The organism is Emticicia fontis, assembly GCF_054779675.1.
Genome location: NZ_BAAGXU010000016.1, coordinates 1 through 23,173, shown reverse-complemented (window position 1 = coordinate 23,173; position 23,173 = coordinate 1). Strand labels below are relative to the sequence as shown.

The following is a 23,173-nucleotide window of genomic DNA, read 5'->3' as shown; positions in this document are numbered from 1 at the left end:
GTAACTTCCGTTTTGGTTTTAACAACTACTTTCTCCTTTCTCCGTTTTCCATTCTCCAATAAAAATTAGATTTTTCTGCCTGTATTAATGACATTGACACCATTAAAACGAGTAGTAGAACTACCATGCGACACCGCGCTTACCTGCGACGGCTGACCTTTTCCATCGAAGAATGAACCAAAGGTACGGTAATCATCTTTGTCACAAATCTGTGCACATGAGTTCCAGAACTCTTGTGTATTTGATTGATAAGCCACGTCGTCAAGCATTCCGGCTATTTCACCATTTTTGATTTCGTAGAACAACTGTCCACCAAACTGGAAGTTATAACGTTGCTGGTCAATTGAATACGAACCACGACCTATGATGTAGATACCTTTCTCAACACCCTTAATCATATCCATCACATTCAGTTTTTCTGTACCCGGACGAAGCGACACATTTGGCATACGTTGGAATTGTACAGAGTTCCAGTTATCGGCATAGCAACAGCCATGAGATTCTTTTTCACCCAGAATATTCACCTGATCTCTGATAGCCTGATAGTTTACCAGGATACCGTCTTTAATCAAATCCCATTCTTTACAAGGTACACCTTCGTCGTCGTATCCTACTGTTCCTAAAGTATAAGGTTGAGTTTTATCGGCCACAATATTTACTTGTTTGCTACCGTAATTAAAACTCTTGGTTTTCCATTTATCTAAAGTCGCAAAGCTGGTTCCGGCGTAATTGGCCTCGTAACCTAATACACGGTCTAATTCAGTCGGGTGACCTACCGACTCATGGATGGTTAATCCTAAGTGGTTAGGGTCAAGCACTAAATCGTATTTACCCGGTTGCACCGACTTGGCTGTCATTTTTTCTTTGGCTTGTTTGGCAGCATTGATAGCATCTTCTACCATATCGTAAGAGTTACGATAGCCTACCAAACCATTTGGCCCCGGTATTTTCTCACTTGCTAATCCATCTAAATATTCATAACCCATACCCATTGGAGAGCTTATTGCATCACGGGTTTTGAATTTTCCGGCTTGTCTGTCAACGGCAGTAACTGTAAATGTTGGCCAGATACGGTGTACGTCCTGATCGATATACGAACCGTCTGAAGAAGCAAAGTACTTTTGTTCGTTCACAAAAAACAGGTTGGAAGTAACAAAGCCTGCACCATTTTTCATGGCTTCGCTGTTTACTTTCATCAATAAGTCGATTTTCTCCTGTACCGGAATCTCAAAAGCATTCTTTTTGATTGGCGTTTTCCAGGCAACTTCTCCAACCCCTTTTTGAGGAGCCAGTATCACAGGTTCTGTCTGGATTTTCGCATTAGCTTTCGCAATGGCAACGGCTGTTTCGGCTGCTTTGGCAATGCCTGCATTGCTAACATCGCTGGTAGCGGCAAATCCCCATGTACCGTTAGCGATTACTCTGATACCCACACCATACGACTCTGCGTTTACGATGTTCTGAACTTTGTTTTCACGGGTGAAGAGGAACTGTTGCAGATAACGTCCGATACGTACATCGGTGTAAGTAGCTCCTTTGGCTTTAGCGGCGTTGAGTGCCACATCGGCCATTTTCTTTTTCGTAGCGGCGTCAGCCCCGGGTTCGAGTAGGTGTTCAACCGGAACTATGTTACCTAAAACAGGTATGGTTGAACCCATCATAGCCCCCAGACCCATACCCGACAATTGGATAAAATCCCGTCTTTTCATAATTGGGTGAGTAATTGAAGTTTGAAAGATGAAATACTATTTGTAAAAATGAACAAAAACTCTATACTTCGCAATTTTTACCACAAAATTCCCCCAATATGGGTGAATAGAAGGCTCTTGGAGAGGGTATAAGTTTAGTTTATGTTAAAAATTCTTTCTTAAACATAAACAAAAAATAAAATTCCACCACCTTACTACGACCAAATGAGGGTTTTCAGCGACTTAGAGAGACGTATAGATACTATCAGAATTGCATTTAACTAATTTTGCAACATTGTTGCATTTTTGAATTGAAAGTTTTACCTTTGCCTATGTAAAACCAAATACAGGTAGGTTTTAATCAGTAGAGATACTGTTTATAGATGTTTTTTATGTAGAAATCCGGAAGTCGATGACCTCCGGATTTTTTGGTATAATGATTTTACCTTTCTGCCCTTTTCTGCGCAAACAACCAATCTAACAATCCCGGCGTATTAGTTACTTCATTCCATATATTATGAGCTTTGTCTGAATATTCGATATATTTAGGATTTCCACTTGCCTTTTACATAACCTCAAAAATTACTCGTGAGCCAATTACTAGAACGCTTAAGTCTTTTGCTCCCAAAATTCCTACATGGGTGCATCCTTTAATAATTTTATAGAACTACGATCATTATGGCTCTATAAAATTATATCTTTTACTCCATTTCTTCAAACCCTTCAAACATCCTCAACATCTTACCTATAGCATCATCAGAATGAAGCATTCGGGTAGAATCTAAAGTATCTTGTGTAACGGCTGATGCGCGTTTCAACATTTGTTTTTCATAAGCCGCTATCGCTTCCTGAACAGAGGTGAAATCATCACTGGTCAGACAGTCAGCTAATTCGTAGGCATCCTGCATTGCCATGTTTACTCCTTCTCCGGCATACGGCGGCATGCGGTGGGCTGCATCTCCTAATAGGGTCAGGTTAGGTAAGGCTTCCCATTGTTGGTCTAAAGGATAATGATATTGTGGACGCGGCACAAACCAAAGCTCATCGCTGGCAAATAATTCCTGCCATTGGTTATCCCAGGAGCCAAATGCTTCTTTAAACCATGCAAAGACTTGTGCTTTATCTGTAAAATCAATCCCACTTGCCGTAATCCAATTCTCGTCTACTTTACAACCTGTATAAAACGATAAACTACCATCGCCTTTCGCACTCAGAATCAACGATTGTTCATCGCCAAAAGCAAAAACTTTACCTCCTTTTACTAAGTTGTGCATTTTTGGTGCATTGGTAGCCGCATGATATATATTACCTTCTACTACTGTAATGCCAGAATAAACAGGCTTAATATCTGTCAGATAAGGACGGATTTTTGAATTAGCCCCATCAGCCCCAATCACAATATCGGCATAGGCTGATGTGCCATTTTTGAAATGTAGAAGCCATCCTTCACCTTCTTTCTCCATCGATACAAAATGAGAATCCCATACAATAACCTCTTCTTCCAGCGAATCCAGAAGGATTTTGCGCAATGGTCCACGGTCTATTTCGGGGCGGTCTTCGCCATAGTTTTCGTCCGTGTGATCATCCATTTGTATATTCCCTTCTTTGTCTACAATTCTTAATCTGCCCGCATTGGGTCTATAATTGGAATAAAAGGCGTCTATTAATCCGGCTCTGCGGACTGCTTCTAAGCCTGATTCTTCGTGTAGATCTAAGGTGGCGCCTTGTACTCTTACTTCTTTATTGGCATCACGTTCGTATACTTTTATAGTAGCCCCTTTCAGTGCAAGTAATTTTGCTAAGGTCAGCCCTCCCGGGCCACCGCCTACAATCGCTATTTTTTTGTCTTGTATTATCATATCATCATTGATTTATGATACAAAATTAGGATTCAGGCAGCGTCGATAATTGGATAAATCGGTCGTTTTTATTGCGCAGAAACTCTTTAGGTGCCACACCGGAAAGTTTTTTAATTTCTCTGATAAAGTGCGATTGGTCAGCAAAGTTCTGTTCGGGAAATAGCTTGCCCTCTTTAATCTGTTTAAACGATGCTCTGAAACGCAGAATGTTGCAATAAGCCTTTAATGAAAGCCCATATTGTTGAGTAAAATAGCGGTTTATCTGTCTGCTTGTCCAATAAACATTAGCTGAAAGCTCTTTTACAGACATGGCGCCATTTGATTCATAAATCAATCTGAAAAGCTTTCGTTTGCGTTCATCAATCTTTTCTTTCAAATGGGCTTGTATCCGGTAGGTCGCTTTCTGACAGAAGTGTTCAAAATCTGCCAAATCATCCTCATTGAAATCCCAGAAATCAGTAGGTAAACTTAGAGTATTATCTAATAAATCGGCTATTGTTCTATTTAATACATATTCGGTAGCCAATGGTCTGAAACTGATAGCAAAAGTCAAAGATTCGGGAGCAATAGTGGCTTGGGTTGGTTCGGTTTCAAGCCCTAAAAGCGTAATATGAAAAGGTTCTGTGGCTGATTTTGACAAGAACAAATCAATGCGGCCATCAGGTACAATTACCACTTCTTTCTCTTGCTCCGATTGATTATGCAGCAACCAGAAACTCTCTACAAAGTCAGCAATGGCGGCATCAGGTTTAAGGTATTTTGTCAGGAGTGTCATGTCTGGATTTGAAGCTATTTTTGTGGAAATATCGTGATTATTGCTATAGATTTAGTCGAATAATAATAAAACTTCATTTTTGAGCTCAACTCATTATTAAATTTTGACCGTCTATCTCCTAAAAAGGAGAGGTACTAAAAGCCTTCCTCTGCGTAGAGAATAACACAACAGTCTGATTTTACCAAAAAACTCACCAGATACTTTGAAAATACAAGCTTAAGTCGGAAATTTAGGTGACGTCCATTTGGTACGCCCAATCAGGGATGACCACTTACCTAAAAAAGTTGACATGGAGAAAAATAAAGAGGAAGTTAATGCAGATTTCAGAGGTATAACTGATAAAATGGAGTCAGGAAAGGTTAAATATATGGTGGGAACCTTTTTGAACGAGGATAACAATGGTGTCCAGGTACAAGCCACCCAAAAAGTAGCGGAAAAGGTAGACGCTACGGTGTATACCTTTTTGAATCGGGATAGCAATTGCTTAAAGATTACCAGACTAATGACTAAGAAAATAGAGACGGACAGATGGATTCTCAAGAGTCGATGATTTTCACAACAATAGTATCAAACAAGTTTTTGCTAAAGAATTATTCCAAGATTAATGAATTTACTTTTTGTATGTAGCCGAAACCAGTGGCGTAGCCCAACTGCCGAAGAAATTTTTAAAAATCATGAATCTCATCAGACAAAATCAGCGGGTACAGAGCCAAGTGCGCGAATTAAGCTGACTGAAAAACTATTACAATGGGCTGATATAGTTTTTGTGATGGAGAAAAAACATAAGCAACGCATTCAACAAAAATTCCCCGACCTCGTTAATGAGAAAGAAATTATCGTATTGGATATTCCGGATGAATATCAATTTATGGACGAAGAACTCATATTGTCGCTGGAAACTTCGGTTTCACCTTATCTTTAAAAAAAAATACTGTTTTATTTATTTATCAATTGACAATTAGTAAATTTAAGAATTCAACCAAGCGGACATTACCGTATTCTATCAAAAAACCTATCAGTATTACTATGAAAAGACGAGACTTCTTGCAAAAAGGAGCCATGGCTCTTGCAGCCTCTACAGCTTTATCTCACGAACTATTTGCAGCAAAAAAGAAAGGGGAAATGGTGGGCGTACAGCTCTACTCAGTGCGTGATGACATGAAAAAAGACCCAATGGGGACTTTGAAAAAAGTAGCCGAAATGGGTTATAAAAATGTAGAACACGCTAACTATGTCAATGGCAAATTCTACGGATATACACCGACTGAGTTTAGAAAAATTCTTGATGATTTAGGACTGAAAATGCCAAGCGGACACACCGTGATGGGCAAACAACATTGGGATGAGGCAAAAAATGATTTTACAGACCTTTGGAAGAAAACCGTAGAAGATGCGGCTATTTGCGGACAAAAATATGTGATCAGCCCATGGCTAGATGTGAGTCTTCGTAAAGACATGGATAGTTTGAAACGTTTTATGGATGTATTTAATAAATCGGGTGAATTATGTCAGAAATCAGGGATGAAGTATGGCTATCACAACCACGATTTCGAATTTAGTCTGAAATTAAATGCAATACCGGTATATGACCTTATTTTAAATAATACAGACCCTAAACTGGTGATTCAGCAATTGGATATTGGTAATATGTATGGCGGTGGCGGTAGAGCAGCCGATTTGTTGAAACGATTCCCGGGTCGTTTCGAGTCAATGCACGTAAAAGATGAGATTGCTGTAGCAGGTGCCAACGAAAAATACGAAAGTACAATCTTAGGTACTGGCCTTATCAATACGAAAGACGTAATTGATATGGGTAGAAAATCAGGTGGTACTGTACATTTTATCGTTGAGCAGGAGTCGTATCAGGGCAAAGCTCCGATAGATACTATCAAAGAAGACTTAGAGATTTTGCATAAGTGGGGATATAAATAATTGAGTGATTGAGTGACTTTGCTAAGGGCAGAGAGCATGGGGCATAGGGGAAAAGATAGCTAATCACTTTGGCGACAGCCGTTTATTCACTAATTCGCTCAATCACTCATTCACTAATTGATTTATGAACCGACGAAATATTATTAAAGGAATAGGGGGAGGCATGGTAGCCTCCTTTTTCCATAATGAACTGTTTGCTGCGGCCGACAGTCAGTTTCGCATTGGTGCCTGCGACTGGTCTATTAATAATACCGGAAATCTTGGGGCTATGGAAATGGCCAAGCGAATTGGTTTAGATGGTGTGCAATTAAGCTTAGGCTCGGCAGAAAATAATATGCACCTGCGCCAGAAAGAAGTACAGCAAGCTTACAAAGCTTTAGCTGATATTTTTAAAGTGGGCTTTACTGGTTTAGGAATAGGGGAGTTGAATAATATCCCTTATAAATCAGACGACCGAACTGACGAATGGGTGTCTGATAGCATAGATGTGGCCAAAGCGATGGGTATTAAGGTAATTCTATTAGCGTTTTTCTATAATGGAGACTTGAAAAATGATTCTAAAGGACAGGAGGTTGTTATTAAAAAATTCAGGCAGGTAGCGCCAAAGGCTGAGAGATTAGGTATAACTCTAGGTATAGAGTCATGGCTGAGCGCTGAAGAGCACATGAAGATTATAGATGCAGTAGGTTCAAAGGCCGTGAAGTGCTATTATGATGTAGCCAATTCGAATCATATGGGCTATGATATTTACAAAGAGATTCGGTGGCTGGGTAAACAAAACCAGATTTGTGAATTTCATTTTAAGGAGAATGGTGCATTGTTAGGCAAGGGTAAAGTAGATTTTGCAGAAGTAAGACGCTGTATTGATGAAATAGGCTACAAAGGCTGTATACAAATAGAAGGCGCAGTACCAGAAGGGAAACCTATGTTTGAAAGCTATTTACAGAATAATGAATTTGTGAGGGGGCTTATGAAATGAGTGATTGAGCGCCCGACGCCCGGCGATTTAGTGAATGAGTTATTAGAGAAATTCACCTGAACTATGATTTAAGTCTGGGTAATCATTTTAATCAGTTAAATCAAAGCTCAAAACAATATAATGACTCATTCACTAAATCGCCGGGCGTCGGGCGCTCAATCACTAAATATATTTTATCTATCACTCTATTAATTCACTAGATATTTTATCTAAAAAAGAAATTTCATCAGGTAAAACAAACTACTAAATATTTTATTCAAATAAAAATTATCTACTATTCAATTAAATTGTTTAGACAACTATTTTCTATTTTTATTATATTTGCAGAACAATCTGGAATGAACTCTTTGTTGTATCAACAATGGCTCATTTACCGCTGCGGCGGGTCGTTCAATAACACATTTAAACTTCCCGATGAAAATCAATCTCAATACTCAAGAATCCTTTGAAAGCCGACACCAAGGCAAAAGCGAACATGATTTACAGGCAATGTTGAAAACCATTGGCGCCGATTCGCTTGACACACTCATCAACCAAACAGTACCAGAACAAATTCGCCTGCAAAGTCCTCTAAATCTGCCTGCGGCTAAATCAGAAGCTGACTTTCTGGCTGATTTTAAAGTGCTGGCACAAAAAAACAAGATTTTTAAATCATATATCGGTACAGGGTATTATGATACTGTTGTGCCGAATGTTGTGCTAAGAAATATCTTAGAAAATCCGGCATGGTATACAGCCTATACCCCTTATCAGGCGGAAATCGCTCAAGGTCGTTTAGAAATGCTATTGAATTTCCAGACGATGGTGATAGACCTGACAGGTATGGAAATCGCCAATGCTTCTTTGTTAGATGAAGCTACGGCAGCAGCAGAAGCCATGACTATGTTGCATAATATCCGTCCGGCAGCAAAGAAAAACGCTAATACATTCTTTGTTTCAGAGCTTTGCCATCCTCAAACTATTGATGTGGTATTAGGTCGTGCGAAACCACTTGGTATTACAGTTGTAGTAGGTAATCATGAGGCTTTTGATCTGACACAAGAAGACGTTTACGGCTTATTATTGCAATATCCGGCTACTAACGGAGAAGTATATGATTACACAGATTTAATTGCTTCGGCACATGAACAGCATGTAACAGTAGCTGTAGCCGCAGATTTGCTATCCTTAACATTATTAACCCCTCCGGGCGAGATGGGTGCTGATGTAGTGGTGGGTTCAGCTCAGCGCCTAGGTGTACCAATGGGTTATGGTGGCCCACATGCTGCTTATTTTGCTACCAAAGATGCTTTTAAACGTCAGATTCCAGGGCGTATCATAGGCGTATCTGTAGATGCACAAGGTAACCGTGCTTTGCGTATGGCCTTACAAACCCGTGAGCAACATATCCGTCGTGAAAAAGCTACCTCTAATATCTGTACTGCTCAGGTATTACTTTCGGTAATGGCTGCGGCTTATGGTATTTATCATGGACCACAAGGCTTGAAAAACATAGCCGCAAAAGTTCATGGTTTAACCAGACTATTTGCAGAATCGGTTGAGGGGTTGGATTACCAGTTATTGACACATAATTATTTCGATACCGTTACACTTCATACAGAAGATAGCACCGCGCTTCGTGCAATTGCCGAAGGAAAAGGCGTAAACTTCAGATACCTTGACCAAGGTAATGTGAGTATCTCTTTCGATGAAACCAAGACTTTGGCTGATGTGGAAGAATTGCTAAGTATTTTTGCAGAAGCAAGTGGTAAGGAAACAAAAATCAACCTGAAAAATGAGATTGATATTGTTTTTGCTCCAAGTCTGAATCGTACTTCTGCTTATATGACGCATCCTGTGTTCAGCAGCTATCATACTGAGCATGAGATGTTACGTTATCTGAAATCATTGGAAAACAAAGACTTGTCTTTAGTGCATTCCATGATTTCTTTGGGGAGTTGTACGATGAAATTGAATGCGACAGCCGAGATGATTCCGGTAACATGGCCTGAGTTTGGCAAGATGCACCCATTTGCGCCGCAAGAGCAAACACAAGGCTATCAACAATTATTTCAGGAATTAAATGATTGGTTGTGTGCTATTACGGGCTTTGCCAGAATGTCGCTACAACCGAATTCAGGTGCACAAGGTGAATATGCAGGCTTGATGGTTATCAGAGCTTATCACGAAAGCCGTGAAGAAGGACACCGTAATATTGCCTTGATACCCTCATCGGCACATGGTACTAATCCGGCATCGGCTGTGATGGCAGGTATGCAGGTAATTGTAACCAAATGTGATGAAAGAGGTAATATTGATGTTGAAGACCTGAAAGCGAAAGCAGAACAATATGCTGACAGACTTTCTTGTCTGATGGCAACCTACCCATCAACACACGGCGTTTTTGAGGAATCAATCAAAGAAATCTGTGAGATTATTCATGCAAATGGTGGACAGGTATATATGGATGGTGCAAATATGAATGCACAAGTGGGCTTAACTTCTCCTGCCTCTATCGGTGCAGATGTTTGTCACCTGAATCTCCATAAAACATTCTGTATTCCTCATGGAGGCGGTGGCCCTGGTATGGGACCTATCGGTGTAGCGCAACACTTAGTGCCGTTCTTGCCTAATCATAAAGTAGTGCCAGTTTCGGGGTATGATGGTGTACACGCTATCTCAGCAGGCCCTTATGGTAGTGCTAGCATCCTGACTATCTCTTATGCCTATATTGCTATGATGGGCGCTGAAGGTTTAACCAACGCGACTAAATACGCGATTCTGAATGCTAACTATATCAAGGCTCGTTTAGAAGAAAAATATCCGATTTTGTATACCGGAAGCAATGGTCGTTGTGCTCACGAAATGATTGTGGATTTACGTCCGTTCAAATCATCGGCAGGAGTAGAAGCAGAAGACGTAGCAAAACGTTTGATGGATTATAATTTTCATGCACCAACTTTATCATTCCCGGTTGCAGGAACATTGATGATTGAGCCGACCGAATCAGAATCAAAAGCAGAGCTTGACCGTTTCTGTGATGCTATGCTGACTATCAGAGAAGAAATCAGCGAAGTAGAGGCAGGTAATGCTGATAAAGCGAATAACGTATTGAAAAATGCCCCACATACAGCAGCAGTGGTATTAGCAGAAAACTGGGACAAACAATATACCAGAGAAAAAGCAGCCTTCCCACTACCATATGTGAAAGCCAATAAATTCTGGGCAACCGTAAGCCGTATCGACTCTGCTTATGGTGATAGGAATTTAGTTTGTGCTTGTCCTCCGGTTGAGGAATATGAAGGGTAATTTTAGAGGAATTTTATAGAGGCATAGATAATAGATAGAGGTGTAGTTTAGACTGCACCTCTTTTATATTATTCGATTGAGGCCATCTTATCTTATTTGTAGATAAAGGTATTTATTTCTATTTTGTACAACTTTAAGGAAATAATAGATTTTAACCTGAATTCTCACCTCCCACTTTTTAAATGACAAAAACTAAGTACAAAGGAGCTATAACAGGCGCAGCTTTCCTGATGGCAACTTCTGCCATTGGTCCAGGCTTCCTTACGCAAACTACTGTTTTTACAAGTCAATTGCTGGCAAGCTTTGGGTTTGTTATTTTATTATCTATTCTTCTGGATATTGCAGCACAGCTTAATATCTGGCGGGTAGTAGCAGTTAGTAATAAAAGGGCACAGGATTTAGCCAATGATTTATTTCCCGGTTTAGGCTATCTCTTAGCTTTTTTGATTGTAATAGGAGGGCTGGCTTTTAATATAGGAAATGTCGCTGGAGCAGGGTTAGGGTTTGAAGTGATTTTCGGGATAGATGTGAAAATAGGAGCAGTTATTAGTGCCGGTATAGCAATTGGTATCTTCCTATCAAAAGAGGCGGGCAAAGTGATGGATAATTTTGCCAGGATTTTAGGGTTTATGATGATTATCCTGATATTATATGTAGTATTTGTAGCCAAACCGCCTGTTTTTGAAGCAATCCATCATACTATTATTCCACAAAAATTCGATGCTTTGGCAACTATTACTCTGGTTGGCGGAACAGTAGGGGGGTACATTACTTTTGCCGGCGTGCACCGTCTGATAGAAGCCGGAATTAGTGGACAGGAAAATTTGCCTCAGATAAATAAGAGTGCAACAACGGGTATTCTGGTTACCTCAATTGTACGATATTTACTGTTTCTAGCATCATTAGGTGTAGTTGTAGCAGGATTTAGCCTCAATAAAGACAATCCGGCGGCGTCTGTATTTCAACAAGCAGCAGGTAATATTGGTTATAAGATTTTTGGTATAGTTATCTGGTGCGCTGCCATCACCTCGGTAGTAGGAGCCGCTTATACTTCAGTTTCTTTCTTTCGCACTTTTCATCCGATCTTCGAGAAGTTTTACCAACATATTATTATCAGTTTCATTGTTTTTTCAACCATCGTTTTCGTTTTGATAGGTAAACCGGTTAAAATTCTGGTATGGGTAGGTACACTTAATGGATTTATTCTACCAGTAGGTTTAGCGATTATTTTATTAGCAAGTACTAAAGCTCGACTCATGGGTACTTATAAACATGCTGTTTTTCTTCAACTCATAGGTTGGATAGTAGTTGTGGCAATGTCAGGAATGGCGATTAAGGCTTTTATTTAGTGAATAAAGAGAGTAGAGGATTTTTTTTAGTTTTTTTACACACAATTTTCCCTCTATATGGGTTTTTGTTGTATTTTTGCAGGGTTGAAACTTAAATCTCAGACGAATATGTTCGGTTATCAATATCCTACTTGGGTTGCTATTCTATTTTTTGTTGTTTTATTAGCTCTTTCTTTTGCCGTTGGTAGATGGTTAGTTAAAAACGACAGAAACTATAAAGGATTCTAATTCCAGCAGTTATTTATAAATATCAATAAGTAATCAAGGAATTGCTTATTGATATTTATCAGAAAATTCCTTCATCTAGATGTAATACTTCTTTGGTGGGTAACTTCTTTGTGAGGAGACGTGCCACAATACTACTTCTTGTCCCGTTCGAACAAGCTACAATAATAGTATCGTAATTATTAAGCTCTTCTAGTCTTTCGGTAATTTCATGTGGTGGGATATTAATTCCCCCAATATTAAAGTCAGCAAATTCCCATATTTCTCTAACGTCTAATAGCAGAGTTTTAGGCTTGGCAAGAGCTGTAGGCAGTTCTTTTTGTGATATTTCGGTGAAGTCAGACAAGTGATAATAACTATTAAGTTTTATTTTTAAAAGAACCATATCTTAGTCTTTGTAAAGAAATACATACATTAAGATATGGTTTTATTATATATCGGAATGCTCAATTTTAAGCGTATAACGCGTCTCTTTGTGCTTTTACTTTTTCGTTAGTCAGATAATCGTCAAAATCCATCAGTTTGTCCAGACAGCCATTTGGTGTCAATTCTATAACACGTGTGGCTACGGTTTGAGTTAACTGGTGGTCATGACAAGTAAATAGAATATTGCTTGGGAAATCTTCCATGCCTTTGTTAAGCGCTTGAATTGATTCCAGATCCAAGTGATTGGTTGGCTCGTCGAAAAGTAATGCATTAGCCCCTGAAAGCATCATTCTTGAAAACATACAACGTTGTTTCTCACCTCCTGATAATACTGTGCACTTTTTTAGTGCTTCTTCACCTGAGAACAACATTCGACCTAAGAAACCTCTGATAAAAGTCTCATCTTTCTCAGTTGAATATTGGCGTAACCAATCTACTAAGTCAAGATTGCCATCAGTAAAATACTCGGTATTGTCATTTGGTAAATAACTATTGGTGATAGTAATACCCCATTTGAATGTTCCACTTGTTGCTTTTCTTTCTCCCATCAAGATGTCGAATAGAGCCGTTACAGCCAGACCGTCTTTGCTTAGGAAAGCAATTTTTTCATTGCGGCCTACTTGGAAGCTTAGATTCTTGAATAGGTAAGTTCCATCTTCTAATTTATAACTTAAGTTCTCTACCAATAAAATTTGGTCACCAACTTCACGCTCAGGTTTGAAGCCTATATAAGGATATTTACGAGAAGAAGGTTGAATCTGTTCAATATTCAATTTCTCAATCATCTTCTGACGGGCAGTAGCCTGTTTCGACTTAGCCACGTTAGCAGAGAATCGACGAATGAATTCTTCCAACTCTTTCTTTTTCTCTTCAGCTTTCTTGTTTTGGTCAGCTTTCTGACGAGCCGCTAATTGGCTAGACTCATACCAGAAAGAGTAGTTACCACCATAAAGGGTGATTTTTTTGTAATCAAGGTCAGCGATATAGGTACACACGTTATCAAGGAAGTGACGGTCGTGAGATACGACTATAACCGTATTTTTGAAGTTCATCAGGAAGTTTTCTAACCACAAGATAGACTCAATGTCCAAGTTGTTAGTAGGCTCATCTAGAAGCAAAATATCAGGGTTGCCAAACAATGCCTGAGCTAATAAAACCTTTACTTTATCAGTAGGGTTCATATCGGCCATTATATTGTAATGTAAATCTTCTTTGATACCTAAACCTGATAATAACGAAGCTGCATCTGACTCTGCTTCCCATCCATTCATTTCTGCAAACTCTGCTTCTAATTCTGCGGCACGGTTTCCGTCTTCTTCTGAAAAATCAGGTTTTGCATAAATTGCATCTTTTTCTACAATGATTTCAGATAAACGCTCATTGCCTCTGATAACTGTGTTTAATACAGTTTCATCGTCAAAAGCATTCTGGTTTTGTTTGAGAACTGACATCCTTTCGCCTGGATCCATACTTACATTGCCCGAAGTAGGTTCGATTTCACCTGAAAGAATTTTTACAAAAGTTGATTTTCCTGCTCCGTTAGCGCCGATAAGCCCATAAACGTTGCCGGGAGTAAATTTTAAATTAACTTCTTCGAAAAGCGTACGTTTTCCAAAACGAAGCGAAATATTTGAAACTGTTAGCATTTATATCAAAAGGATTTATAATGTCGATTATGATTGGATTTATCTATAAAGAACAACAGATGGTTGTTTAAAATTCTAAAGGATACCTTTATCAGCAAAACTATAATACCCATTGTCACCAAAAATCAGATGGTCGAGTATTGGAATATCTAGTAACCGTCCCGCTTCTTTCACTCGTTTAGTCAGATCTAAATCGGCCTGACTAGGCGTCAGATTACCAGAAGGATGATTATGAACTAAAATAATGGCCGATGCCAGATACTCAATAGCACTCTTGAAAATTATCTTAGGGTCAGCTACTGTTCCTGCTACACCACCAATACTCACCTGAAATGGCCTGATTATCTCATTGGCGCGATTAAGCAATAAAACCCAGAATTGTTCGTGCGATAAATCCAACAGATAGGGTCGGATAGCCTGATACGCATCTGCTGATGAAGTTATTTTTGTTTTTTTCAATACCTCACTCTCTTTCCTTCTTCGGCCCAACTCTAGCGCTGCTGCTATAGATATAGCCTTGGCATCGCCCACGCCTTTAAATTTCATCAGATCATTAATACTTAGCTTGGCTAATTCGTTGAGATTATTGCCAACACTATGTAAGATAAGTTTTGATAAATCAACAGCCGATAATTCTCTGGTACCAGAGCCAATCAGTATGGCGATTAATTCGGCATCAGAGAGAGCTGCCCGGCCTTTAAGCATTAATTTTTCTCTCGGACGGTCTTCTTCAGCCCAGGAAAGAATGTTGTTCATGAGTTTGGTAAGATTGTAGCTTGTATTTTTGTACAATACTAAACAAAAAATGCCCACGGAGGCGTTTCCATGAGCAAAATATTGTATCACACATCAATTATGCCAAAGCGGCGATGTGTTTCGCTAAACCAGATTTCAAGTTTGCTGCTTTGTTTTTGTGGATAACGTTTTTACGCGCTAATTTATCCAACATAGAAGCGGCTGATTTAAACAACTCTGTTGCTGCTACTTTATCTGTAAGACCACGTAGTTTTCTAACAATTGTACGAGTTGTTTTGTGTTGGTAACGATTTCTCAAACGCTTTGCCTCGTTCGCTCTGATACGTTTTAATGCCGACTTATGATTTGCCATTTTATTTTAAAAAATTTGTCTGTTCTTTTAGTAGAATTCCAATTGAGGGTGCAAAAATAAGGATTTTATTAATAACTACAAAACAGAACTACAAAAATATAACAATAAGTACCTGATTTTGTGCCTTTATTATTGCGCTCTATCTTTAGATATAAAAAAAGCACGCAACAATGCGTGCTTTTTCTGAATATTCTTTGATGAAAAGAGATAAAATTATTTTATCTCAGAATTAATAACCAATACTTTTTCCCAATTAGCCTCATTTGATTGCTCAAAGGCTTTGTATTGGGCACTCTGACGGAATTTCGCTAATTCACTATCAGTTCTGAAAGTGAGATAGTGCATCACGTCGTATTCTGCATTTGAACCATTTGAAATGGTATTTCCTGCAGAATAATTAACGATTTCAGGTAATTCGCGTTTCAAATCCTGAAATTGTTCCAAGTGTTTTTTCATTGCCTCAGCTGAAGTTCCTTCCTTGAACTTATAGCAAATAATGCTTTGCTTTTGTGCTTTAGGTGGCGTATAGGCAGAACCATAAGCGACCATTAAAAATGCAAAAACACCTAAAGCAATAGCAGGCAATAAATATCTTAATAACGATTTTTTCTGTGTATGACTCATTTTGTTTTCCGAATAATATTTTGTATTGTACTGCAAATATAACGGAAATTATTTTAAATCATTGCACTTTTTCAAGAAAATATTTTATTGATTTTATATTTTCTTGTTTTTGCAGAATAATATTCTGATTTAAGCCTAAGTTTCAAAATTTGTCAAAGTATGTGTAAATAGTAAAAAATGAAGAATAGGTTTGATTTTCAGGAGTTTTTACTTAAAAAATGAAAACTCTCAAATCTGGAGGTTTTATTTTTGAGAGTTTTTAAGAGAAAAATATATTTTTTATGATTTTAAGGGTGTAAAATCAGTTTTTTACGATTACTTAATATAAAAAATAATCTTTTGTGATTTTATAGAAACCCTAAAACAGCTTTTCTTACTTTATCGCCTTCACAACCTGTAGCAATATGTCCACAATCGCCTGTTAGTTCTAAATAGTTTGTATTCAAAGCCTTGGCAAACTCCATGGCCGTGTGCGGATTTACCATTTCATCTTGTGTCGCAACTATTACTAGCATCTTCGCTTTAATATGATTAGGCATATCAGCCAGAGACTTACCAGAGGTTTGATAAATGTCTTGTGAGAGCATGGCTTTTATTTGGCAAATCCAGTTCTCAGGATTCGCATTTTTTACATTATCATCACCTGACTTTTTCATTTTAGTATAAGCATTCTCAGCTTTTTCTGTGCGAACATAAAAATCAGGAGTAGCCAAATTCAGACTGTGCACGGTTGCTACCTGCCTCATGGCATTTTTGCGGGCAACCGGATTTTTACCAGCCTGCTCAATGATATTCCATTCTGTTTTCCAAAGCAATATATCGTAGTATGATTGTTTAGGCGTGCCTACAATCGGAATGGCTTTTTCCATAAAATCAGGGTAGGCCGTCAGCCATTCAAAGGTCTGCATGCCGCCCATCGAAATACCCATAACAGCATATAAATGATTAATCTGGAATTTCTTGGTCACCAAAGCATATTCTGAATTCACCATGTCTCTGATAGTAATATCAGGGAAGTTGGGTGTGTTAGAGGGCGAAGAAGAAATGCCATTACCCAAAGCATCTACTAAAATCAGATAGAATCTGGTGGTATCAACCATAGTCCCGGCGTTGCCTATCAGGTTTTCGCTTTTGCCGCCAAACCAAGTCGGGAATAAGATAGCATTGCTTTTTTCGGCATTTAATTGCCCAAAAGTGCGATAACCCAATTTGCAATTTTGAATATTTTTACCTCCTTGTGTTTTGAATTGACCAATGGATGCAAACTTCAAGGTATTCTGGGCAAAGATTTGTGTAGTACAAAAACAAAAGAGCAACAGAAATTTTTTCATTTTAAGGAAATAGGTATAATATTAGGGGAATAATTGAATCTTATGCGAATGAAGCAAATATTACAACTTTTTACAAGACTAAGGAGGAATTTTAACCTGCCAAAACTATTATTGATAATAGCAATTTTGCCAACTATTTGCTCCTTTTCGCTTATTGAAAATTTTTCGAAGCGCCCGCTGTGGGGATTTTTCGCGCATAAGCGGATTAATCGTTTAGCAGTTTTTACTCTACCACCCGAAATGTTTGGTTTTTATAAGAAGAACATCGACTATATTACTGACAATGCCATTAATGCTGACCAAAGACGCTACGCAGTGAAAGAGGAAGCACCTCGTCATTTTATTGATTTAGACAATTATTCTGACTCTACAAAAAAACAGTTGGTTAAATATACGTGGAAAGAAGCCGTTGATAAATTAGGTGAGGATTCCCTCTATGCGCATGGCATTGTGCCCTGGCATATAAATTCTATGAAATATCAATTGACAGAAGCATTCATGAAAAGGGATGTTAAAAGAATATTGAGTCTTTCTGCAGATATAGGTCATTATATTGCCGATGCCCATGTTCCATTGCATACGACCAAAAATTACAATGGACAGCTAAGTAATCAAATTGGAATTCATGGCTTTTGGGAAAGTCGTTTACCTGAAACATTTGCCGAAAACTACGATTTTTTTTTAGGGCAAGCTACTTATGAAGAATATCCGCAGAAAAGAGCCTGGCAGACCGTAATGAATGCTAATATGGCCTTAGATTCAGTGCTATTATTTGAAAAGGAGTTAAGTATGCAATTTTCAGAAGATAAGAAATTTAGTTTTGAAGAGGTTAATGGAGTTGCAACTCGAGTCTATTCTAAAGAATTCACAACTAAGTATCATCAGATGCTTAAAAATCAGGTAGAGCGACAAATGAAAGCGTCTGTAAAAATGATTGGAGATTTCTGGTTTACTTGCTGGGTAGACGCAGGACAACCTGACTTATTGCCACTCAAAAAGTATGAGCCCTCTAAAGAAGAAGATGAGAAAGAAAAAGCCGAGAAGAAACAATGGTTGAAAAGAATATTTGAGGTAAGGAAGGAAGGTGATAATTGATTTTTAGATAGAGACGACACATATGTCATCTCTATCTAAAGCGATAATTTTATATCCTAATAAATAATTTCTTATTGTACATCCATTTCAGAATCAGCCAATCAATGACAAGCATTAAAGCACCATGAACCAGATACTGGTAAGGCTCTCCAAAAATAGCTGCATAATTTTGTCCCAGATGTGTTCTTAGTGACCTTGATAAGTAAGAGTTAAATCCGTCAGCAATTACATAAGCCGCAATAGAGTTCATACCAATCACAGTCAGGATAAAGAACCAGTTACGCTTCTGCAAAACATCTACTGTCCAATAGAAAAAAGCTAAGAAAAGAAAACATATTCCCCCACTAAAAAGCACCCAAGTAGGTGTCCAGATTCTTTTTACATTCGGACAAATGCCCAACCAATTCAGAAGCAATCCCAATACAATTCCTGACGCACCTAAAATCACAAATATCTTAATCTTTTCCAGTGGTGTTCTTTCTGATTTTAAGAAATTACCTGCAACTAAGCCTAATAACATAGTACCCAAAGTAGGGATAAAACTTAAGGTAGCATAACCACCACCATTAAACAAGAAAGGCTCTTCTCTAGGAAATAAATTCAAAAACCATCGGTCGAAAGCCCAGGCAAGATTGGTGTTTTTATTCCAATGAGCGGCAAAGCCTGTCAGATTATGTTCCCAGTCTTTAATAGCTCCGGCATTCTCATAATTAAAGTCAGCACCGGGAAGCGGGTAAAGTGCAAAAGCCGCCCAATAACCTACTAAAATAACTACTAAGGCTCCTATCTGAACACGTTTAGAGGCAAAGCCTAGTAGAAACAAGAAAGGATAGCCCAGACCTATTTGTGTAAGCGTATCCTCAAAGGTAAAATTGGTTTGGTCTTTAGATTGAGAACGTAAGAAGATGCCTAATAGAATCAATATCAATGAACGCCAAAGTGCATGGCGGAAAGTCTTCCCGAAATTATTTTCTTTGTTTAAACGACTAGCAATAGAGTAGGGGAGAACGACTCCTACCAGAAAAGAGAAGGAGGGTTGAATCATGTCGTGCAAGGCGCAGCCGACCCATTCGACATGGCTTTGGTGATAAGCTAGAAATTCCCAGAATGAGCTATCGGGTAAGGCTTCAGAAACTTTGTGTAAACGAAAAACCTCGGCCATCATCAATAGCATAACAAAGCCACGATAGACATCAGCCGATGCCAGGCGGGTAGGGGTGTTAGTGGTGGTCATAAAATAGTGGTTGAAATACGGAAAGTAAAAATATAAATTTCTCTAATAAGTCAACCTACTATACTTATTTTATTCTTACATGTACCCCTCTACTCCCAAACCAAATAAAGCAAAGTCATATTTTACCGGATCGGTAGGGTCAAGTTGTTTGAGATTTTGTGTGAGTTCAACGGCCGTTTGCCAGTCTGCTTTTGGACGAGTGATTAAGCCCAACTTACGGCCTACTCTTTCAACATGCACATCGCAAGGGCAAACCAATTGGGCAGGAGAAATTTTATTCCAGATACCAAAATCAACGCCTTTTTCATCTTTTCTCACCATCCAACGCAAAAACATATTAATGCGCTTGCAGGAAGAGTTTTTAGCAGGTGTGGCAATATGTTTTCTGGTACGGGTTGGATAATCTTCTAAGCTGAAAAATGCTTTCTGAAAATTTTCTAAGGCAATTTTTGTATCAGTTGATTCAGGAGTCAAACCCTGAGTAAAGGCTTCTTCTAAAGATTCATGTTTGGCGTAAAAATCCTTGAAGAATTCGATGAAATAGAGGGTATCAGTTGTATTGAAGGTACGGTGTTTGAACGAAAGGAAGCGTTTCAAATCAATATCCTGATGATTTTTAATGAAATCATAGGGTGCGCCATCCATCAATTGCACTAACTCATTACATTTATTGATAATGGTTTTACGTTGTCCCCAGGCTAAGGTGGCAGCGATAAAACCCGTAATTTCTATATCTTGTTTCAGCGTAAATTGATGTGGAATACTGATAGGATCGTTGGGAATAAAACCGGGTTGATTAAACTCTTCAAATTTTTCGTTCAGCAGATTAAATATATAGTCAGACATGGGCAAGCATAAAACTACTCCAATGCCATTGGAGTGTCAGAATAAGCAAAATGATTTACTTCTTAATTAACCTTAAAAGAAATACACAAATTCTCGAAATGGTAGAGAATACAGCTACAATAGCAGTAAATAAAAGACCAAAAACTGTAATAATTGGATACATGATGGCGAAGAATATAGTCCATATTTTATTCTTTGCTGTAGCCGTGACTGGTTTTGGCATATTATCTTTTAACTGATTGGGATGCATAAAGTTATAATTTGTGTACTCATTGATACTTCTATAATGCATAACTCAAAGATGCACGAATTCGTTTATCCTTGGGCTGTAATTTTTCAAAAGCTTTCGGCGAAATCTTAATAATAGCATCGCCAGAACCCGATAATTTACCAATTACTTTTACCCAGACACTTTGCCCATTAGCTTCATTGGCAATTTTAATCAATGTACCAACCGGCGCTGTACGATGTAATGCCAGATATTTATTAGTTGATGAACCAGCATCTATTACCTCTGCAATACCTTGTTCACTATATTTTTTACCCGTAGGGGCATTTGGTACAGGTGTTTGAGGTTTATTTGCCAAAGGTTTTGTTACAACCGTATTTGTTGGTTTGGTTTTCTCTACATCTCCGGCCGGGCCAGATGCCGCAGAGGATGCTTTAGGCTTAGTAACAGCTGTTACAAGATTCACTACGGGTTTTGGCTTGGCTGCTTCTTTTTTCTCATCCTTAGCAACTGTCGATACCAAATTAGTAGGTTTCCCAACTACTAAAACCTGATTCACCTTCAATACATCACTCGTAAGCATATTCCATTCTCTCAATTGCCATACTTTTACTTTATGTTTGGTAGCTATACTAAAGAGTTTATCTCCGGCTACTACTGTATAAGTTTTGAGTTTTGTATTTTTTACATCAGTAGTATTATCAACTACTGCATTTTTCAGGCTGTCTTCTTTTTTAGTTAAAGTTTCTTTAGGCGTTGCCTCTGGTATATCAATTACCTCTATCCCATTTTCGTCAACTACACCTCTTGGTCGAGTCGTATCTGGTGCAGGTTGTGTGACCTCAGCTACTCTTGGTCGAGGAATACTTTTGCTTTTGGTGTTGAGAGGAATGCTGATTACCTGGTCACTAGCCATAATTGCATCTTTCCTGAATTCAGGATTGGCTGCGTAAAAATCTTTTTCAGACGAATTATAGCGTTTCAGAATCGAGTATAATGTCTCGCCTTGTTCTATTTTGTGTAGAACAAACAATTTGCCGTTTTTTCTCTCAATACCAATGGAATCAAGAGGGATTGGAAGTGAATTACTGAATGATTTTGTCAGATAAAGCACGAGAAAAGCCGTAGTAAAAAAGTATCTTAACATGGTAGTCAAGCGATTGGATTTAACGCAAATTTAATGATTCTGCGACAGATTAACGTATATATTTTTTTTTTCGTGTAAATTCGCCCCGAATAAAACATTGAAACCTATGAAAATTCTTGGAATTATACCGTCAAGATATGCCTCAAGTCGATTTCCGGGCAAACCTTTGGTCGATATTAATGGCAAAAGTATGATTCAGCGTGTGTATGAGCAGGCATTGAAAGCTAAGAGTTTGCAAAGAGTTGTGGTAGCAACTGATGATGCAAGAATACTGAATCATGTTTTAGAATTTGGTGGTGATGCCGTGATGACTTCAAGTAGCCATCCGACAGGAACAGACCGTTGTTTTGAGGCACTTGAAAAAGCAGGTGGGGTATCAAAGTATGATTATGCGATTAATATTCAGGGAGACGAACCTTTTATTGACCCTGAGACGATTGACCAGATTTCGGGTCTGTTAGATTTTAAGACCGAGATTGCTACTGCGGTTAAGAAAATCAAGGATTATGAAACCTTGAATGACCCAAATGTAGTAAAAGCAGTATTAACGATTCGTAAGCAATGCTTGTATTTTAGTCGTCAGGTAGTACCTTATGTCCGTGGTTTTGAGCCTGACGAATGGTTAGATCATGCAGATTTCTATAAGCATATTGGTATATATGCGTACCGTAGCGATGTTTTAGAGCAGATTTCACATATTCCAACTTCTCCATTAGAAAATACAGAGAAATTAGAGCAGCTTCGTTGGTTAGGGTATGGATACAAAATTTATGCAATTGTAACCAACTACGAAAGTTTTGGTATTGATACTAAAGAAGATTTAGAGAAAATAAATAAATAAAAAAAAACTTATAGTGTGGTATAATTATATTTAATCCTCACTATAAGTTTTTTTGTTTCAACTATATATTTACTTCAATAGAGCACAAACCCATGAGCCAATGGCACATAAGCCTAAGCCTAATGATTCCCTGCCCAATTCAATATTTATTGTCTTCATACCCATTTGATTCAGCATCACGCCTTCCCATTCCGGTGGAAACTGATTGATAGACCACATCAGGTACAATAAGCCAATTGCAAAATAAAGAACACGTTCTCCTTTACCTTTTAGTTTATGATAACATAAAAAAACAGGAATCAGGTAAGTAGGAATCCAGACATAAGGATCCGGGTCATTATACTGTACAATAGCAGCATAGACGAAAAAGGCCATAAAAAGCCATAGAGTAATTTTTTTTGCCATTGGTAGAAAGGTTTTATCGTTAGGATTGGTAGATCAAAACAACCGAAAAAAACATTTGCTGTCAAGTTAAAAGTTTCATAACTTTCTTAGAACATGTTTAAATTTTGAGAAAGGGCATCGGTTGCTTAAATTGTAAGTGACCAAAC

21 protein-coding genes are annotated in these 23,173 nt (G+C 38.3%); 8 read left to right on the top strand and 13 right to left on the bottom strand.

Annotated features, from left to right (window positions below; genetic code table 11):
- Positions 1–65 precede the first annotated feature (65 nt).
- The 3 genes from ACYVFA_RS09305 to ACYVFA_RS09295 form a co-directional block, all read right to left on the bottom strand.
- A complete protein-coding gene (locus ACYVFA_RS09305; protein WP_460471548.1) occupies positions 66–1,709 on the bottom strand; it encodes a TldD/PmbA family protein in 1,644 nt (547 codons plus the stop codon).
- Positions 1,710–2,389: 680 nt separating this feature from the next.
- A complete protein-coding gene (locus tag ACYVFA_RS09300; RefSeq protein WP_460471547.1) occupies positions 2,390–3,547 on the bottom strand; it encodes an FAD-dependent oxidoreductase in 1,158 nt (385 codons plus the stop codon).
- A gap of 25 nt (positions 3,548–3,572) precedes the next feature.
- Positions 3,573–4,322: a helix-turn-helix domain-containing protein gene (locus ACYVFA_RS09295; RefSeq protein ID WP_460471546.1), complete on the bottom strand. Its 750-nt coding sequence runs from the start codon at positions 4,320–4,322 to the stop codon at positions 3,573–3,575.
- A gap of 244 nt (positions 4,323–4,566) precedes the next feature.
- Between ACYVFA_RS09295 and ACYVFA_RS09290 the strand changes: the two genes are divergently transcribed.
- From ACYVFA_RS09290 to ACYVFA_RS09265, 6 genes are all read left to right on the top strand, one after another.
- A complete protein-coding gene (locus ACYVFA_RS09290; RefSeq protein ID WP_460471545.1) occupies positions 4,567–4,872 on the top strand; it encodes a hypothetical protein in 306 nt (101 codons plus the stop codon).
- 54 nt (positions 4,873–4,926) lie between these two features.
- On the top strand, positions 4,927–5,244 hold the full coding sequence (locus tag ACYVFA_RS09285; RefSeq protein ID WP_460471544.1) for a low molecular weight protein tyrosine phosphatase family protein: 318 nt from the start codon (positions 4,927–4,929) through the stop codon (positions 5,242–5,244).
- Between the two features lie 104 nt (positions 5,245–5,348).
- Complete coding sequence (locus ACYVFA_RS09280) at positions 5,349–6,254, top strand: sugar phosphate isomerase/epimerase family protein (RefSeq protein WP_460471543.1); 906 nt, start codon at positions 5,349–5,351, stop codon at positions 6,252–6,254.
- A gap of 124 nt (positions 6,255–6,378) precedes the next feature.
- Complete coding sequence (locus tag ACYVFA_RS09275; RefSeq protein WP_460471542.1) at positions 6,379–7,233, top strand: sugar phosphate isomerase/epimerase family protein; 855 nt, start codon at positions 6,379–6,381, stop codon at positions 7,231–7,233.
- A gap of 414 nt (positions 7,234–7,647) precedes the next feature.
- Positions 7,648–10,521 carry an aminomethyl-transferring glycine dehydrogenase gene (gcvP, locus tag ACYVFA_RS09270; RefSeq protein ID WP_460471541.1) on the top strand — a complete coding sequence of 958 codons (2,874 nt, stop codon included), beginning with the start codon at positions 7,648–7,650 and terminating at the stop codon, positions 10,519–10,521.
- 182 nt (positions 10,522–10,703) lie between these two features.
- The gene (locus tag ACYVFA_RS09265) at positions 10,704–11,870 is read left to right on the top strand and encodes an NRAMP family divalent metal transporter (RefSeq protein ID WP_460471540.1); all 1,167 of its coding nucleotides are present in this window, start codon (positions 10,704–10,706) and stop codon (positions 11,868–11,870) included.
- Positions 11,871–12,156: 286 nt separating this feature from the next.
- Here the strand turns inward: ACYVFA_RS09265 and ACYVFA_RS09260 are convergent, their stop codons facing one another.
- From ACYVFA_RS09260 to ACYVFA_RS09235, 6 genes are all read right to left on the bottom strand, one after another.
- Positions 12,157–12,480, bottom strand: a complete 324-nt coding sequence (locus ACYVFA_RS09260) for a rhodanese-like domain-containing protein (RefSeq protein WP_460471539.1) — start codon at positions 12,478–12,480, stop codon at positions 12,157–12,159.
- Between the two features lie 67 nt (positions 12,481–12,547).
- Complete coding sequence (locus ACYVFA_RS09255) at positions 12,548–14,167, bottom strand: ABC-F family ATP-binding cassette domain-containing protein (RefSeq protein ID WP_460471538.1); 1,620 nt, start codon at positions 14,165–14,167, stop codon at positions 12,548–12,550.
- A 75-nt stretch (positions 14,168–14,242) separates the two neighbouring features.
- A complete protein-coding gene (gene radC / locus ACYVFA_RS09250) occupies positions 14,243–14,923 on the bottom strand; it encodes a JAB domain-containing protein (RefSeq protein WP_460471537.1) in 681 nt (226 codons plus the stop codon).
- 97 nt (positions 14,924–15,020) lie between these two features.
- Entirely contained in the window at positions 15,021–15,275 is a 255-nt protein-coding gene (rpsT, locus tag ACYVFA_RS09245; RefSeq protein ID WP_181842520.1) for a 30S ribosomal protein S20, read from the bottom strand.
- Positions 15,276–15,488: 213 nt separating this feature from the next.
- Entirely contained in the window at positions 15,489–15,899 is a 411-nt protein-coding gene (locus ACYVFA_RS09240) for a Dabb family protein (RefSeq protein ID WP_460471536.1), read from the bottom strand.
- 347 nt (positions 15,900–16,246) lie between these two features.
- Positions 16,247–17,230: an alpha/beta fold hydrolase gene (locus ACYVFA_RS09235; RefSeq protein WP_460471535.1), complete on the bottom strand. Its 984-nt coding sequence runs from the start codon at positions 17,228–17,230 to the stop codon at positions 16,247–16,249.
- A gap of 48 nt (positions 17,231–17,278) precedes the next feature.
- Here ACYVFA_RS09235 and ACYVFA_RS09230 point away from each other — a divergent pair, with 48 nt between their 5' ends.
- Positions 17,279–18,325, top strand: coding sequence for a zinc dependent phospholipase C family protein (locus tag ACYVFA_RS09230; protein ID WP_460471534.1), 1,047 nt, complete (start codon positions 17,279–17,281; stop codon positions 18,323–18,325).
- 49 nt (positions 18,326–18,374) lie between these two features.
- On the opposite strand, the gene ACYVFA_RS09225 is transcribed toward ACYVFA_RS09230, so the two are convergent.
- The 3 genes from ACYVFA_RS09225 to ACYVFA_RS09215 form a co-directional block, all read right to left on the bottom strand.
- A complete protein-coding gene (locus tag ACYVFA_RS09225) occupies positions 18,375–19,559 on the bottom strand; it encodes an acyltransferase family protein (protein ID WP_460471533.1) in 1,185 nt (394 codons plus the stop codon).
- Between the two features lie 75 nt (positions 19,560–19,634).
- Positions 19,635–20,405, bottom strand: a complete 771-nt coding sequence (locus tag ACYVFA_RS09220; RefSeq protein WP_460471532.1) for a DUF2400 domain-containing protein — start codon at positions 20,403–20,405, stop codon at positions 19,635–19,637.
- 281 nt (positions 20,406–20,686) lie between these two features.
- On the bottom strand, positions 20,687–21,781 hold the full coding sequence (locus ACYVFA_RS09215; protein ID WP_460471531.1) for a septal ring lytic transglycosylase RlpA family protein: 1,095 nt from the start codon (positions 21,779–21,781) through the stop codon (positions 20,687–20,689).
- Positions 21,782–21,887: 106 nt separating this feature from the next.
- Here ACYVFA_RS09215 and kdsB point away from each other — a divergent pair, with 106 nt between their 5' ends.
- Entirely contained in the window at positions 21,888–22,622 is a 735-nt protein-coding gene (gene kdsB / locus ACYVFA_RS09210; protein ID WP_460471530.1) for a 3-deoxy-manno-octulosonate cytidylyltransferase, read from the top strand.
- Between the two features lie 69 nt (positions 22,623–22,691).
- Here the strand turns inward: kdsB and ACYVFA_RS09205 are convergent, their stop codons facing one another.
- Positions 22,692–23,027 (bottom strand): transmembrane 220 family protein, encoded by a 336-nt coding sequence (locus tag ACYVFA_RS09205; RefSeq protein WP_460471529.1) that lies wholly within the window; start codon positions 23,025–23,027, stop codon positions 22,692–22,694.
- Positions 23,028–23,173: the final 146 nt, after the last annotated feature.